The sequence below is a fragment of the Rahnella sp. WP5 genome, assembly GCF_000745615.1.
In the GTDB taxonomy this organism is placed as follows: domain Bacteria; phylum Pseudomonadota; class Gammaproteobacteria; order Enterobacterales; family Enterobacteriaceae; genus Rahnella; species Rahnella aceris.
Genome location: NZ_JQJR01000005.1, coordinates 1 through 14,571, shown reverse-complemented (window position 1 = coordinate 14,571; position 14,571 = coordinate 1). Strand labels below are relative to the sequence as shown.

General features: G+C 51.6%; 14 protein-coding genes and 2 pseudogenes. 12 read left to right on the top strand and 4 right to left on the bottom strand.

Annotation, left to right across the window (positions count from 1 at the left end):
- Window positions 1-54 precede the first annotated feature (54 nt).
- The 7 genes from EX31_RS25875 (at window position 55) to EX31_RS00045 (ending at window position 7,645) form a co-directional block, all read left to right on the top strand.
- A complete protein-coding gene (locus EX31_RS25875; protein WP_156106947.1) occupies window positions 55-264 on the top strand; it encodes a hypothetical protein in 210 nt (69 codons plus the stop codon).
- Window positions 265-829: 565 nt separating this feature from the next.
- A complete protein-coding gene (locus EX31_RS00070; RefSeq protein ID WP_013577992.1) occupies window positions 830-1,816 on the top strand; it encodes a replication initiation protein in 987 nt (328 codons plus the stop codon).
- Between the two features lie 390 nt (window positions 1,817-2,206).
- Entirely contained in the window at window positions 2,207-3,826 is a 1,620-nt protein-coding gene (locus EX31_RS00065; protein WP_231576018.1) for an ABC transporter substrate-binding protein, read from the top strand.
- A gap of 51 nt (window positions 3,827-3,877) precedes the next feature.
- Window positions 3,878-4,837: an ABC transporter permease gene (locus tag EX31_RS00060; protein ID WP_013577990.1), complete on the top strand. Its 960-nt coding sequence runs from the start codon at window positions 3,878-3,880 to the stop codon at window positions 4,835-4,837.
- The gene (locus EX31_RS00055; protein ID WP_037032709.1) at window positions 4,837-5,682 is read left to right on the top strand and encodes an ABC transporter permease; all 846 of its coding nucleotides are present in this window, start codon (window positions 4,837-4,839) and stop codon (window positions 5,680-5,682) included. Before EX31_RS00060 ends, EX31_RS00055 begins: the two co-directional genes overlap by 1 nt.
- Complete coding sequence (locus tag EX31_RS00050) at window positions 5,679-6,683, top strand: ABC transporter ATP-binding protein (protein ID WP_037032707.1); 1,005 nt, start codon at window positions 5,679-5,681, stop codon at window positions 6,681-6,683. Before EX31_RS00055 ends, EX31_RS00050 begins: the two co-directional genes overlap by 4 nt.
- A complete protein-coding gene (locus tag EX31_RS00045; protein WP_037032706.1) occupies window positions 6,680-7,645 on the top strand; it encodes an ABC transporter ATP-binding protein in 966 nt (321 codons plus the stop codon). Before EX31_RS00050 ends, EX31_RS00045 begins: the two co-directional genes overlap by 4 nt.
- A gap of 18 nt (window positions 7,646-7,663) precedes the next feature.
- Here EX31_RS00045 and EX31_RS00040 read toward each other — a convergent pair whose 3' ends face one another.
- The gene (locus tag EX31_RS00040; protein ID WP_013577986.1) at window positions 7,664-8,587 is read right to left on the bottom strand and encodes a LysR family transcriptional regulator; all 924 of its coding nucleotides are present in this window, start codon (window positions 8,585-8,587) and stop codon (window positions 7,664-7,666) included.
- 158 nt (window positions 8,588-8,745) lie between these two features.
- Here EX31_RS00040 and EX31_RS00035 point away from each other — a divergent pair, with 158 nt between their 5' ends.
- The gene (locus EX31_RS00035) at window positions 8,746-9,618 is read left to right on the top strand and encodes a fumarylacetoacetate hydrolase family protein (protein ID WP_037032705.1); all 873 of its coding nucleotides are present in this window, start codon (window positions 8,746-8,748) and stop codon (window positions 9,616-9,618) included.
- A gap of 6 nt (window positions 9,619-9,624) precedes the next feature.
- Here EX31_RS00035 and EX31_RS00030 read toward each other — a convergent pair whose 3' ends face one another.
- A complete protein-coding gene (locus tag EX31_RS00030) occupies window positions 9,625-11,025 on the bottom strand; it encodes a PTS transporter subunit EIIC (protein ID WP_014416613.1) in 1,401 nt (466 codons plus the stop codon).
- A gap of 324 nt (window positions 11,026-11,349) precedes the next feature.
- Here EX31_RS00030 and EX31_RS00025 point away from each other — a divergent pair, with 324 nt between their 5' ends.
- The gene (locus tag EX31_RS00025; protein ID WP_037032704.1) at window positions 11,350-12,549 is read left to right on the top strand and encodes an enolase C-terminal domain-like protein; all 1,200 of its coding nucleotides are present in this window, start codon (window positions 11,350-11,352) and stop codon (window positions 12,547-12,549) included.
- Window positions 12,550-12,559: 10 nt separating this feature from the next.
- Here EX31_RS00025 and EX31_RS00020 read toward each other — a convergent pair whose 3' ends face one another.
- The gene (locus tag EX31_RS00020) at window positions 12,560-13,270 is read right to left on the bottom strand and encodes a GntR family transcriptional regulator (protein ID WP_037032703.1); all 711 of its coding nucleotides are present in this window, start codon (window positions 13,268-13,270) and stop codon (window positions 12,560-12,562) included.
- A gap of 187 nt (window positions 13,271-13,457) precedes the next feature.
- Here EX31_RS00020 and EX31_RS00015 point away from each other — a divergent pair, with 187 nt between their 5' ends.
- The 3 genes and pseudogenes from EX31_RS00015 to EX31_RS26115 all read left to right on the top strand — a co-directional run bounded on the left by EX31_RS00015 (window position 13,458) and on the right by EX31_RS26115 (window position 14,191).
- Window positions 13,458-13,754 carry a helix-turn-helix domain-containing protein gene (locus EX31_RS00015; protein WP_037033204.1) on the top strand — a complete coding sequence of 99 codons (297 nt, stop codon included), beginning with the start codon at window positions 13,458-13,460 and terminating at the stop codon, window positions 13,752-13,754.
- A gap of 4 nt (window positions 13,755-13,758) precedes the next feature.
- Window positions 13,759-13,980: pseudogene (locus tag EX31_RS00010) on the top strand (HipA N-terminal domain-containing protein); the annotation flags it as partial.
- On the top strand, window positions 13,937-14,191 hold the full coding sequence (locus tag EX31_RS26115; protein ID WP_162906103.1) for a type II toxin-antitoxin system HipA family toxin: 255 nt from the start codon (window positions 13,937-13,939) through the stop codon (window positions 14,189-14,191). The pseudogene EX31_RS00010 and the gene EX31_RS26115, both read left to right, overlap by 44 nt.
- Window positions 14,192-14,298: 107 nt before the next feature.
- On the opposite strand, the pseudogene EX31_RS26110 reads toward EX31_RS26115, so the two are convergent.
- Window positions 14,299-14,571 (bottom strand): annotated as a pseudogene (locus EX31_RS26110) (hypothetical protein); the annotation flags it as partial.

Here is a 14,571-nt window from a genome sequence, read left to right as displayed (position 1 = left end):
TACCTGCAGACAGGGCAGACCCATCCTCTTTGAGGCGGTCAGGGAAGCGGATATGTGGAAGCTTTTCCTGATCCTGAACCTCCCTATGTGGAAACATTATCTGATCCCTTGAAAGCATCTTCTCATCGCTACTGCATAATAATTGTTATAAATCAGCATATTAAAATAACTGTGACAACGTCACGTCTCTATATGTGGAATGTTTTCCTGATCAAAGATGATGATATTCACGATGCTTACCCGGTGAAAAACCACATTGCATGACTTTAGGTGGAGAAATTTCCTGATCCCGTCCCGGTCTGTATGTGGAAACATTTTCTGTGAGCGCCATCGGGTTTCTTATGTGGAGTAATTTCCTGCTGACGCGATCATTGCCTCTTAATGTGGAGACATTTTCTGATCCCCATGCTGGCTATACGTGGAAAGTTTTCCTGTGCATCAGCTCAGGGTGAGAAACCCTGGACCGGAACGAAGTGAGAAGGGGATCACAAAGGTAAATTTGATGGTTTTATGTGCATGGGCACTTCAAATGTGGAATGATTTTCTGATCGCGGTTAGGGTCTGGTTGCGCATTGCTGATAAAATTCAGCGAAGGTTATCACCCGCATATGTGGAATAATTTCCTGTAAAAAAACCGACGATCCAACGTATTAGAAAAAGGATCCCTGGAAGCGCTGAAAACAATATGTGGAGATTTTTCCTGATCAGGTTTTTCGGATCCTTATTTAAAGTACTGATTTTAAGAGGATAAATAACCCTTGTTTTTACTTTACGTCGGTATTTTTTATGTGGAATAATTTACCTACTTTCCACTTATGGATCCTGCTACATGGAACTGAATAAACTCACCGTAGTTCAGGGGAATGATCTTCTTGAAGGCGCTTACAGCGTCACTCTGGATGAAATGCGCCTGCTAAATCTGGCGCTGGCACAAATTGATAGCAGGAAACCTCAGCCAGATACGCTTTATCGACTTTTCCCTCAGGACTATCAGCGGATCTACGGGGTAAACCCGACCAGCAGCCACCGCCAGTTGCGCGAAGCCGCTGAAAGCCTGATGAAAAAGCCGGTCACCATCTACAAACCGGATGTAAAAACCGGCAAGGTCCGCACTGTACAACTCTCCTGGTTTTCACGTCTTGAGTATGTGAGCAGCGACGATCACAGCGCAGTGGTTCTGCGATTCGGACAGGATGTTGCCCCGTATCTTTATGAACTTAAAGAATCTTTTACCAAATTGAATTTTGCTAATATCGCAAAACTTGATACGCCGTTCTCCGTAAGGCTGTATGGCTGGCTCATCAAAGCTAAGAACCTCTACGGGCGTCGCAGCGGTAAAGCCATAGAAGTGACACTGGATCTCAACTGGATGCGCGAGAAGGCCGGTTTGGCGGGCAAATACGAGGACTATCGTGACTTCCGTCAGAAACTCCTTGAGCCGACGATCAACCGGATCAACGCCAATACCGATATTTCGGTGGTCTGGGAGCCAGTAAAGCAGGGCAGAACCGTGGTATCCATCAAGTTTGCCTATGTGGATGAATCCGCGCCAGAAGCCAGCAAACCACTGCGCCCGCGCTTACCGCGACGTCCGCGAGCTGTTGCCGGATCGGCGCTTGAAGGCGAGTGGGCGCGCCGTTGCATCACGATCTTCGAAGAATATCTCGACAAGCTAAGCGCTTACGATGTGGATGAGAAGGCTACCTTGCCGGACCTGCGTAAGCTTTCTGGATGGTATAAGCTGATCGGCGAGAAGAGTAAGCATAAAGCGATCCTGGCAGAAGTCAGTTCGCGTAGCAAAAAAGTCGCTGCCTGATCCCCTGAAGCAGAAATAAAAATAAACGGCGTATCTTTCACGAGATACGCCGTTTTTCTTTTGTCCAAAATGCAAGTATTCACCGTACATATCCTTCTAAATAAGGCTTTACGGGTTAGTAAGCGCTTACTGGGTAATATCAGGAAATCTTTCCACATTAGCCGTTTTGGCGACTTTTTCTGCGTGCTGTTTAAAAGCTATAAGCCATATTTTTTCGTTGTTAGACAAGGGTAAACGGCATCCTTACTCTTTGTCATGTTTTGTAAACCGTTTGCACACTTATGATGAGGATGTCTTTTGGCTACGTTATTACGCTCTGCATTCGCGCCAGCCGCACAACGCGCGCACCGTACTGCTTCTTTCAAAATCGCATTACTGGCCAGCGCCGTGATGCTGTCTTCTTTTGCATTCGCTGATGATGTATTAAAGGAAGGCATCACACCGGCAACAGATGTCATCCAGGTTCCTGCGGCTGCAAAACTGCGCACTGATACAGTGATCGCCGGGATCTCCGAACCTCAGGGGATTTTTAACCCGTATTTCTTCGTCAACGGCTGGGATGAAAATGTCACTAACGTGATTTTCGCCCGTCTGATTGACTGGGACAGCCAGGGCAAACTGGTTCCCGGCTTGGCGCAAAGCTGGACCGTCAGCCCGGATGGCAAAACCTATACCATCAAACTACGTCCTGACCTGAAATTCAGTGACGGTTCACCACTGACTGCAGAAGACGTCGCGTTCACGCTGACGGTGTTGTATGACCCGAAATACGATGGTGATACCGATATCACGCTGGCGCACATTGCCGGTGGTGATGAATATAAGCAGGGCAAGGCGGACAGCATCAGTGGTCTGAAAGTGATTGACCCGTTGACGTTGCAGGTCACCACCACACAGCCGGGGGCTACCACGTTGCAAAAAATCGGCGGGCCGGTGCTGTCGAAAGCGTATTACGGCAAAGGCTATCAGCGGGGAAACCTTGATTACCTGCGCACGCTGCATGGCAAACCGTTGGGTAATGGCCCGTATGTGTACGATAAGTACATCCCGGGGCAGGAGATCCGTTTCCACGCCAACACCAATTATTATCGCGGCGTACCGCCGACTCCGCGCTTTATCTATCGCGTGACCAATCCGTCGACTAACTTCCAGTTATTCCAGACCGGCGATACTGATTACGATGCCTTCACTTCCCGACCGGATGACATCGAGCAGCTGAAAATGCTCGGCTTTGCCAATATCAACCTGTATGGATCCAGCGATTACAGCAAAATTGAATTCAACGTTCATCGCCCTGCGTTGCAGGATGTGAAAGTGCGTCAGGCGCTGATCTACGGGCTGGATCGCCAGAAACTGATCGACGTGGTTTATCAGGGTTACGGCTCTGTGGCGATTGAGCCGATCGCGCCTATCTCCTGGGCGTACAACACTGATGGCGTGAATCCGTATAAATTCGATCCGGCGCAGGCCAATAAATTGCTGGATGAAGCAGGGTGGAAAGTTGGCGTTGATGGTATTCGTGTGAAAGACGGTAAACGTCTCGAACTGACGCTGCTGGTCAGCAAAAAAGTGCTGAACGATGCGCTGATCCCGATCGCAAAAGAAGACTATCAGAAAATTGGCGTATTGCTGAAACCGCAGGTTGTGGACTTCAACGCCCTGATGTCACAGCGTAAAGCGGGTAATTACGATCTGGCCTCGTTCAGCACCAGCACGCTTAACGATCCCCACGATGGCGTGTGGGATTATTACAGCACCGAGGCTACCGAATCCGGCTACAACAACCCTGAAGTCGATAAGCTGATCAACGAAGGGAACGCGACGCTGGATATCGAAAAGCGTAAGCCGATTTACCACGAGCTGTACAAAGTGCTGGCAAACGATCCGCCGGCGATCCTGCTCGGTAACCGCAAAATTCTTTCAGCCAGCAGCGCCCGCGTGACCGGTTTTAAACCGGACATCTACAACGGCCTGACCGGCAGTCTGCCGGATGTCAAAATTGTCAAATAATCAGAAATAACGCCGCTGCCGGGATCTTCCGGCAGCTTCAATGAGAAAGTCATGAGAAATTTCATTCTGCGTCGTTTACTTCAAACCATTCCGATGTTGTTCCTCGCTTCGCTGCTGATTTTCATGCTGTTTGCCAAAACGCCGGGTGATTTTATCGATGGTAATATTACGCTGACTGCACAACGCGCTGCTGAACTGAAAGCCTTATACGGCCTGGATCAACCGCTGCTCAGCCGCTATCTGCACTGGCTGGGGAATCTGTTGCGGGGGGATCTGGGTTTTTCGTTGCAATATCAGATCCCGGTCAGCCAGTTGCTGAATCAGTACATCTGGAATTCCTTCCTGCTTGCGACCATTGCGATGGTGTTGTACTGGGGGATCGCGCTGGCAGTTGGCATTGTCTCGGCGATGAAGCCTTATTCCCTGTTCGACCATGTGGTGAGCATTGTGATTTTTGCCGCGATGTCCTTCCCGACCTTCTTCCTTTGCCTGCTGCTGATTAAATGGTTTGCCGTGGATCTTCACTGGCTGCCGGTGGGTGGGATGACTAACACCGGCAGTGACGCGACCGGCTGGGCATGGGTGATGCAGGTGGCCGCGCATCTGGTGTTGCCGGTCGTTGCGCTGGTGATGCTGCAGGCGGGCAGCCTGACGCGTTATTTTCGCGCCAGTATGCTGGACGTCGTGCGGATGGATTTCATCCGTACCGCGCGTGCCAAAGGGCTTCGTGAACGCACGGTTATCCTCAAACACGCGTTGAGAAACGCGCTGCTGCCAATTATTACGCTGCTCGGATTTGAGTTGCCGGGGCTGTTTTCCGGGGCGCTGATCACCGAAAAAGTTTTCAACTGGCCGGGTGCAGGGCACATTCATATTGATTCACTGGCAGCGCGTGATTACCCGGTCCTGATGGGATTCACGCTGTTTCTGGCGGTTTTGACCATTCTTGGCAATCTGATTGCCGACGTGTTGTATGCGTGGGCTGATCCGCGTATCCGTGTGAGGTCGTAATGTTTGGCTCTTTATTTTCAACCAACCGCCGTCTGCGCGAAGCGCAAATTCCGGTGCTGGCTCAGGTGACACCGTCACCCTGGCGACAGGCCTGGCGGGCGTTGCGCCAAAACCGGCTGGCAATGTTTTGCTTAGTTCTGCTGCTGGTTATGGCCGTCTGGTGCATAGTGGGTCCTTACTATTCTCCCTGGCGCGATGATGCCACCGATGCGCTGATGATCAACAAAGCGCCGAATGCAGAACACTGGCTGGGTACCGATTTTCTCGGGCGTGATGTCTATACGCGGCTGCTGCTGGCGGGGCGCATCTCGCTGATTATCGGCATGCTGACCATGTTGCTGTCTGTGACACTCGGGTATCTCATGGGCGCGATGCTTTCTGAACTGGATTTTTCGCCGGATTCCCGTGTGTACATGGTGATCGTGATGCTCAGTTTGCTGGAATGGCCGAAGCTGGCACGTCTGGTGCGCGGGCAAATTCTCTCCCTGCGTGAACGTGATTTCATGCTGGCGACACAGGTGCTCGGCTTGTCTTCACGCCGTCGGCTGTTCGGTCATTTACTGCCAAACACGGTGCCAATTCTGGTGGTGATGGCCACGATGGCCGTGGCGAACGCCATTCTCAGCGAATCGGCACTCAGCTATCTGGGATTAGGCGTGGTGCCGCCGACGCCGTCATGGGGAAATATGATGGATGCGGCGAACAGTCTGATCGACTTCCAGCGTCGCCCGTGGTTGTGGATGCCGCCTGGCGTGGCGATCTTTATTACGGTGATTGCGATTAACGTGCTGGGTGATGGCCTGCGTGACGCGCTCGATCCAAAACTGAAACGGAGCAAGAAATGACACAACCGTTGATCCGTTTTAATCAGCTTTCGCTGTCGTTCTCCAGCGATCAGGGCCGTGTGCGCGCGGTACAGGATGTCACTTTTCACGTTCAGGCAGGTCAAACTGTCGGTATTGTCGGTGAATCCGGCTGCGGGAAAAGTGTCACGGCGATGTCGCTGATGGGGCTGTTACCGCCACAGGCCGCACGTATTGATGGCGGTGAAATTCTGTTTCAGGGGCGTGACCTGCTTAAACTGCGACCGTCACAAATGGCGGATTTGCGCGGTAACCAGCTGGCGATGATCTTTCAGGAACCCATGACCGCGCTGAATCCGGTGCTGACCCTCGGTGAGCAACTTGTCGAGCCGCTGATCCGCCACCGCGGTGAATCGCCGAAACTGGCGTGGGCACATGCGACGGAGATGATCACCAACGTCGGGCTGGCGCGTGCGGAAAGCCTGATGACCAGTTATCCGCATCAGCTTTCAGGCGGTATGTTACAGCGCATCATGATTGCGATGGCGCTGAGCTGTAAGCCGCAGTTGCTGATTGCTGACGAGCCCACCACTGCACTGGACGTCACCGTGCAGGCGCAGATCCTGCGTTTATTACGTGAACAGGCGCAGCAAAATCATATGGCACTGATGCTGATCACTCATGATTTGGGCGTGATCGCGCAGATGGCCGACTACGTGGTCGTGATGTACGCCGGTAAAATTGTTGAGCAGGGGGCGACCGCCGATGTGCTGCGCAATCCGCTGCATCCGTATACCCAGGGACTTATTGCCTCGAGGCCTACACCGGGCGAACGCCGCCGCCGCTTGTATTCCATTCCCGGTCAGGTACCGGATCTGGCCGCGCTGCCGCCTTACTGCGCATTCACCGAACGCTGTTCCCGCGGCACGGAAAGATGTCGCCAGGGCATTCCGCCGCTGGAAGGTCAGTTCCGGCAGGCCGCATGTTTTTATAGCGGACTGAACGCGGTCAGTGAGAAGGAAAACAGGGGGTTACAGCCATGAGCGCTGAATATCTGATTGAAGTGGATGGCCTGAAAAAGTATTTCCCGATCCGTGACGGCGTATTCGGGCAGGAAACCGGGCAGTTGCGGGCCGTGGATGGCGTCAGTTTTAACATCCGCAAGGGCACGATTTTTGGGCTGGTCGGTGAATCCGGCAGCGGTAAAACCACCGTCGGACGCACGTTGCTGGGGCTGTATGACAAAACGGCGGGCAGCGTAAAATTTCGTGGCGAAGACCTGCACGGACTGAAACCTAAGCAACTGAAAGCGTTACGTCCGAAAATCCAGCTGGTCTTTCAGGATCCTTACAGTTCGCTGAACCCGCGCATCCGCATTGGTGATGCTATCGGTGAAGCAATGCTGGAACACAAACTGTGTACGCGGGCGCAACTGCACGGGAAAGTGTTGGAGGTGATGAAGATCTGCGGGCTGTCGCCGCTGCATTACAACCGTTTCCCGCATGAGTTTTCCGGCGGTCAGCGCCAGCGTATCGGCATCGCCCGCGCACTGATCCTGCAACCCGATTTCATTATTGCCGATGAACCCATTTCCGCGCTGGACGTGTCGATTCAGGCGCAGATCATTAATTTGTTCGCGGATTTACGTGACGATCACGGCGTGACGTTTCTGTTTATCTCGCACGATCTCGGCGTGGTGGAACATCTGTGTGATGACGTGGCGGTGATGTATCTCGGCCAGTTAGTGGAAACGGCCAGCCGCGATGCGTTGTTCTGTCAGCCCCTGCATCCGTATACGCAGGCGCTGCTGGCGGCGGTGCCGACGCTGGATCCGGACAGTGAGCCGGTGGCGATGGTCAGTGGTGAAATTCCGGATCCGTCAAAACCGCCTGCCGGTTGTCGTTTCCATACCCGCTGCCCGTGTGCAACCGACCGTTGTCATAAAGAAATTCCGTTACTGCGTGAGGTAGAAAGCGGTCATCACGTGGCCTGCCATCTGGTGTAAAAACAAGCCTGCCGGATTTCAGTCTTCCATGATCCGGCGGGCTTCCATCTGCATTTTTTGCCCAACGCTTTTGGTTACGTCGATCACTTTCTGTGTGGCCGGTGAAAGAAACGCACCTTCCAGCCAGGTGATCCCGACCCGGCGTTCCATCACTAACTGGTCGTTATCGATACGGATCAGCCGCGAAAGGAATTCTTCTTCGACCAGAATATTCTCCGACAAAAAGCTCAGCAATCCGCTTTTCGCAATCAGCCCCGGCACCGACGCCAGTGAGCTGATTTCCACTTTCACGTCTGGCGGTGAGCAATGATTTTCATAGAACATTTTATCCAGCCACTGGCGCATCGACACGGTTTTCGCCGGTAAAATCCAGCCATAACGGCTGAGTTCACGCAGGCTGGCGGGTTTACCGGCCAGCGGGTGATCGCGTGACGCGGCGACGATCACCCGGTCGGCGGTTACCGGCAACTGCACCACCGGACTGTCGTAGTTGACCAGCGGACCGATGATCACATCGATTGCATGACGTTCCAGCAACGTGAAAAGCACGTCGTTCATGCCGATCTGGATTTCCAGTTTCATATTCGGCACCTGCGATTGCAGCATTTTGCAGATTTCAGGCAGTAAGAATTGTGTCGCAGAACCTGAGACACCCACGCGAACGATACCGCCCGCGCCGCTGCTCAGTTCATTCATGATTTCCCCAAGCTCAAGATAGGAACTTTGCAGCGCTAAACCACGCTGATAAAGCACCCGTCCCGCCTCGGTCAGTTCCAGCCCGCGACCTGCCCGTTTGAACAGTTTGATGTTCAGTTCTTTCTCTAAACGGGTGATGGATTTCGAAAGCGCAGGTTGAGTTATATTTAAATTTTGTGACGCAAGTCTCAAATTCATTATCTGCGCAGCCGTCACGAAATACTCTAAGTCTCTGTTATTTAACATTGATTCCTGAAATTCATCAATTTGATAATAAAATATAGTAGAAGGCATGAGAGGCAGGGTCAATAATCACGCCAACGTTGTGACCGGCACGCCGTTTTCGCAACACGAACGCCAGCGAATTTACCTGTTTTAAGTAAAATAAGAATCTAAGTGCATCTATGAAAATTGTTAATTTCACCATCAATAAAGACCACACCAAAAGCTTCGGTATCTACCAAAAAGAGGGGATTGTCGACGTCGGCAGTCACTCAGGATGCCGCGATATTAACGAATTCATGGCACGCCATTCACTTGCAGAACTGCAACGCTATGTTGAGTCCGCTGCGGATCTTCAACTGAATGACATCAGTTTCCTGCCGGTTATCGACAGGCCGGGCAAAATTTTCGGCGTGGGCATGAACTACGCGGAAAAACGCAAAGAATTTAATGAAACCAGCGACGCGCCGACATTGTTTGTCCGCTTCGCGGATTCGCAGGTCGGTCACAACGGCACCATCATTAAACCGGCTTCTTCTGAGCAGTTTGATTATGAAGGCGAACTGGCGATTATTATCGGCCGCACGGGCCGCAATATTTCAGCAGAAAACGCACTCGATTTTGTCGCCGGTTACAGCTGCTACATGGATGGCTCAGTACGCGACTGGCAGCATAAATGGTATACCGCAGGTAAAAACTGGCCATCGACAGGCGCATTTGGCCCGTGGATGGTGACGCCGGATGAAGTCGGCGACCCGCAAAATCTGAGTATCAAAACCTGGCTGAATGACCGGCTGGTGCAGGACGACACCACAGCCAATATGGTGCACACCATTCCGCAGATGATTGCCTACATCAGCACCTTCACCCAGCTTTCTCCGGGCGATGTGATCATGACCGGTTCACCGGGCGGTGTGGGTAAAACCCGCGTACCGCCGTTGTTCCTGCATGAGAATGACAAGATTGAAGTGGAAATCGAAAATATCGGGCGTCTGACCAATCTTATTCAGAATGCACCGCTGTCTGAGCTTACGCATTCAAAGACAGCGGCCTGATAAATCTCAGCGCGTTTGATTCACCAAAGGCACCGATTGTTCGGTGCCTTTGTTTTTGACGACCATCAGGTAGGTCAGCGTAAACGACAGCCCCAGTGACAGCACTACGCCCATCAGAATGTAAATGAAATAGGGACCGATGTAAGCGGGCAGGCTGAAAATGCTCGACAGAATATAGCCGTACAAACGCACTCCGAAGAACGCGATAAATGCTGACGCCACGGAACTGCTGATGGTGGTGGCGATAAAGGCTTTTTTGTAGCGCGTCAGCACGCCGAATAAAGCCGGTTCGGTGATCCCCAGCAAGCCGGAAATCGCCGCAGAGAGCACCACGGATTTTTGTTCGCGGGTTTTAACGTGGAAATAAATCGCAAAGGTCGATCCGGCAATCGCCATGTTGGCCATAAACATCATCGGCATCAGCATGTCCCAGCCCTGATCGGTGAAGTTCTGCAAGGCAATTGGCGTCATCGCGTGATGCATGCCGGTGAGGATCGCCACCGGGCGGATCGCGCCGACAATAAAGCCCGCAAACACCGCCGATACATCGAACAATCCCTGAATGCCAAACGCCAGCAACTTACCGAGATAAATCCCCGCCGGACCAATCAGCGTCAGTGACACCAGCGCCGCGATAAACAAGGTCAGCGTCGGCGTAAAGACGGTTTTCAGCACATCCGGCATGATTTTATCGACCCAGCGATGGATGTAACTCAGCGCCAGCACCGAGAAAATCACCGGAATGACGCTTGCCGAATAGTTGAAAACAGACACCGGCAGCACATCCATAAAGTACAGCGCGGTCGGTGCCCCGGCCGTGTGGCTGGCGAGTGCTTTCGCCGCGTCCATCAGCGTCGGGTACATCAGGCAGGCGGCTACGGCAGCGGCCAGATATTCATTGGTTTTGAAGATCTTCGCCGCAGAAACCGCGAGGAAAAACGGCAGGAAGTAAAATACGCCGCTGGCGATCAAATCGATGATCATCACGGTTTCGCTTTTAGCCGATATGACTTTCAGGGCAATCAGTCCGGCCAGCAAACCTTTAATCATCCCCGCGCCCGCAATGGCCGGAACGATCGGGCCGAACACGCCGGAGACAGTATCCATGAACATCGACACCAGGCTTTTTCTTCCTTTTGTGGAAACATTTCCTGTTGGTGTTTCGGCGTTGCCGCTCACCGGATCCAGTTGCGACACGATGGCCTCGTACCAGACATTCACCTTTGGTCCGATGATGATTTGCACCTGATCACTCTGGCTTTGCGCGCCGAGCACGCCGGGCAGATTTTTAATCTCATCCCAGGCCACTTTATTTTCGTCGCGTAAATCAAAACGCAGGCGGGTCATGCAGTGCCAGACTTTATTAATATTCCCCGCACCGCCCACCAGTTTAATTACCGAGAGCATTATTTCTGTATTCACCCTGAACCCCGCGACGAAAAAATGAATTATTCTTTATTTGAGTGAAGAGGAGTGTAATGAGGGATATTTTTAAAAACAAACCAATAAAACAGGATCCTCGTCACAGAACTTCACTGATCGGTGCGGGTTTAGTGGGTCATGGTTAAATTGGTCTGTTTTTTGGTGATATTAAGCCATGCTTTCAAACCAAAATAAAAGCCTGAATTTTAGGTTTACAAGCAGGATGAAAATACGTTGAAATAACCTCTATACGAATATTCCCGCCGCCTTTTTGTGAAAAGGAATTACGGTCTTTATTAAGGATTTATCATGCAGCCTGTGCTGATTACTCATATCGAATGTCAGATAACGCGCCCTGATCGTCATAATTTAGTGGTTGTCAGAATTGAAACTGACCGTGGTATTTTCGGTCTGGGCTGCGCGACATTCCAGCAGCGCCCGCTGGCGGTCAAACTGATGGTGGATGAATATCTCAAACCGCTTTTGATCGGCCGCGATGCCAATCACATCGAAGATTTGTGGCAGATGATGATGGTGAACGCTTACTGGCGTAACGGACCGGTGATCAATAACGCCATTGCGGGCATTGATATGGCGCTGTGGGATATCAAAGGCAAGCTGGCAGATATGCCGCTGTATCATCTGTTTGGCGGTAAATCGAAAGATGCCGTCACGGCCTACAGCCATGCGGCCGGTGAAACGCTGGAAGAATTGTACGGAGAAGTGGATCGCTTACTGGCTGAAGGTTACCGCCACATCCGCTGCCAGCTAGGTTTTTACGGCGGTAATGCGCGTGATTTCCACAGCACCCGCCAACCGACGGCGGGTGCGTATTACGATCAGGATCAGTACATCGACAACACGCTGGCGATGTTCAAAGCGCTGCGTGAAAAATACGGCAATCAGTTCCACATTCTGCACGACGTTCACGAACGGCTGTTCCCGCAGCAGGCGGTGCAGTTCGCCAAAGCCGTCGAGCAGTACCGGCCTTACTTTATCGAAGATATTCTGCCGCCGGACCAGAACGAATGGCTGGCGCAAATCCGCAGCCAGACCGCGGTGCCGCTGGCGACCGGTGAATTATTTAATAATCCGGCGGAATGGAAAGATCTGATCGTCAATCGCCGGATCGACTTCATCCGCTGCCATGTTTCGCAAATCGGCGGCATCACCCCGGCGCTGAAGCTGGCGCATTTCTGTCAGAGCTTTGGCGTGCGACTGGCGTGGCATTGTCCGCCTGATATGACGCCGATTGGTGCAGCCGTGAATACGCATCTGAATATTCATCTGCATAATGCGGCAATTCAGGAATTTGTCGCGTATCCGGCCAACACGCAGCAGGTCTTCCCCGGTGCGCAGGTACCAGAAAACGGGTATTTCTATCCGGGAGAAGAAGCGGGCATTGGCGTGGGCTTTAACAGCCAGGCTGCGGCTGAATTTCCGGTGGTGTACCGTCCGCATGAATGGACGCAAAGCCGCCTGCCGGACGGTGTGATCCACACGCCCTGACAACAGGGTATTACTTCTGGCGGAAAGCCAGATTGTCCTGATTAAACGGGATGACATAGGTGCAGGAATAATCGATGTCGATAATGTCGCTGAACGCATAAACTTTGCCGCCCTGCAAAATGCCTCTGTTGGTAATGTGCATGGCGGCAATGCCTTTTTTACATCCCAGGATGTGCGCCTGTTCTTTATTGACTGTCACCGCCTGATAGCGGGTGAGGGAATGTGAAATCGCATAGCCCTTGCTCAGAACATATTGCTGAATGGAATGTTCGATGGTCTTCTGATTCAGATCACCAAATTCACGGGCAGGCATACGGGAGTATTCAATCTGTACGTTGCGCTGGCTGATACGCCGCAAACGGGTGAATGCCCAGATAAAATCATCCACACTCAGATCGAAAACCTGCTGCTCTTCTTTATCCGGCCGCCGCTTGTGCAGCTCCAGCATTTTAAAGCTGATTTCGGCGAATTTCTTTTCGGTGATCGAGTTGTAGACCAGCGGATTACTGCTCACGCCGGGGTTAATGTAAATTCCCGAGCCCTGCACAATGCGCACCGCCCCGATGCTCACCAGCTTTTCCAGCGCCTTGCGCACGGTAAAGCGCGAAACCCCGTATTCCTCCGCTAACTGGCGCTCCGGCGGTAACTTCTCCGGCAGCGATCCGCTGTTCTGATAAATCTTGCTCAGTAAATCCTGAGCGATAAATTCGCTTTTTTTCATGAGGTTTCATCCGGGCGTGAAACCGGTATTTGAGCATGAGGGGGCAGTAGTGGGCAAATTACAGCTTATAAACTGTATTTATCTTTAACAGCTTGCAGGCTGTATTTTGTTTTTACAGCTTTTAGGGTGTATTGTTCTCAATACAGCTTATAATTTGTATAAGACGAGAGATATCAGAGCCGCCATAATGAAGACAGTCTATCCGTTAAAAACACTTAACCAGCTCCGTCCGTTACTGGTGGGGTTCCGTAAGGAAAAAGGTCTGACGCAAAAGGATGTGTCAGAAAAACTGGGCGTGACCCAGCAGACATATGCCCGACTGGAGGCAAACCCTGCTACTGCCAGCCTTGACCGGCTGTTTCGGGTATTTAATGTGTTGGGCATTGAGATGGTGTTTTCCTCACAATCCGATCCTGAAAGGCCTTCTATGGAGGAAATTAAGCCGGATTATTTAAGTACGCCCGCCAGAAAGGAACAATGGTGATGATATGCGTCGTGCGCAGCAGCGTTTAGCAATATGGATGAACGGTATTCCTGTGGGGTACTGGGAAAAGCAAAAAGGCGAGGATCGTTTACAGTACTCGCCCGAATGGACAGAAGACTCACAAGGGCGACCTTTGTCGCTTTCCCTGCCGTTTACGCCGGGTAATCAGGTGCATCGCGGCAATGTGGTTCGCGATTATTTTGACAATTTATTACCTGATCAGCAAGATCCTGCGCAGGCATTGGATTAAGCAGGGCGAGCAGAGCGGGTTAGGTAAACGGCAAATAGAAACCATGATCGATGAGATCATCGAGCTCGTACCGGTCGTTATTGAAAATGTCGCAAGGCAGCTCCCTGCTTCGTTTCCTCCTGAACTGGCAGACGCTATTTTTACCGGGATGGAACAGCAGCGGGTGAGGCTGGAGGCGCAGGTTTAAGATATCAGCACCGCGCGACAAAGCCCCACCGGTGCAGACCCGCGGGGCTTTATTTACACTGAGAATTCAACTTTTTCCTCCCTGAAGGTAACTTCATAATGACTTCGTTATTTCATGGATAGCAGTTTTTCGTAATTAGGATAAATATACGGAATTTTTTCGGTACTCCCATCAGGATAAATCGCTGAAAAATCACTATCCTCTTTTTGTTCAGGCGGAATGAGCGTAACAACTTTTGTTAAATGAATATTCGGTTCAATAAATATTTTCTGCGTATCATGGAGCTTATATCGCCTTCTCCATTTTTCATATCCTGTTTCACCGCCAAAAAACTCCAGGCTAATATCATTCTCATCCAGATGAGTCACCACCGGAAAAAA